Source organism: Nostoc sp. KVJ20 (genome assembly GCF_001712795.1).
In the GTDB taxonomy this organism is placed as follows: Bacteria; Cyanobacteriota; Cyanobacteriia; order Cyanobacteriales; family Nostocaceae; genus Nostoc.
This window is the reverse complement of sequence record NZ_KV757656.1, coordinates 8,571-9,229: the sequence shown is the minus strand read 5'-3', so window position 1 is coordinate 9,229 and position 659 is coordinate 8,571. Positions and strand designations below refer to the sequence as shown.

The window sequence follows — 659 nt, the reverse complement described above, 5'->3', positions numbered from 1 at the left end:
GCTCGCGATAGTTTAGGAGATTATCAAGGTGCAATTGAAGATTACAACCAAGCGATTAAACTTGAGCCTAATAATGCTTATCACTACAATAATCGTGGTTACTCTCGCTATAAATTAGGTGATTACAAAGGTGCTACTAAAGATTACAATGAGGCTATTGAACTAAATTGTAATGATGCTATTATCTTCAATAATCGTGCTATGGCTCGCGAAAAATTAAATGATAATGAAGGTGCAATTAAAGATTATAACCGAGCTATTCAAATCAAGCCTAACTATGCTAATTCATATAAAAATAAAGGTCAGCTTTATTATGGGTTGAATAATAGACAGGATGCAATTTTAAATTACGAACAAGCAGCAAATCTTTATTTAAACCAAGGAGATTTAGAACAATATCAAAAAGCAATAAATAAACTAAAAAAATTGGAGTCACCTTGGTGGCGGTTATAATTTAAATATTTACAGCAATACGAGTGTAATCCCTCTCTGAAGAAACACTTTGCGTAAAGCTTATGTAGCAAGGGTGGGAGAGGATGGAGTGTTTTGCTGGTCTGTAGAAATTGGGACAATTTCAGGGAGCAATGCGGTTTTGTCAGATCGGCATCACTGTGGTCGGGTAGGCGTAAATAGAAGGTTCGTGCAACCAGGGGCAACCT

General features: G+C 36.1%; 1 protein-coding gene. It reads left to right on the top strand.

The annotated features are described in order from the left end of the window. Positions 1-453: tetratricopeptide repeat protein (locus A4S05_RS23685; RefSeq protein ID WP_141699789.1), on the top strand; the 453-nt coding region annotated here is incomplete at its 5' end. Positions 454-659 lie beyond the last annotated feature (206 nt).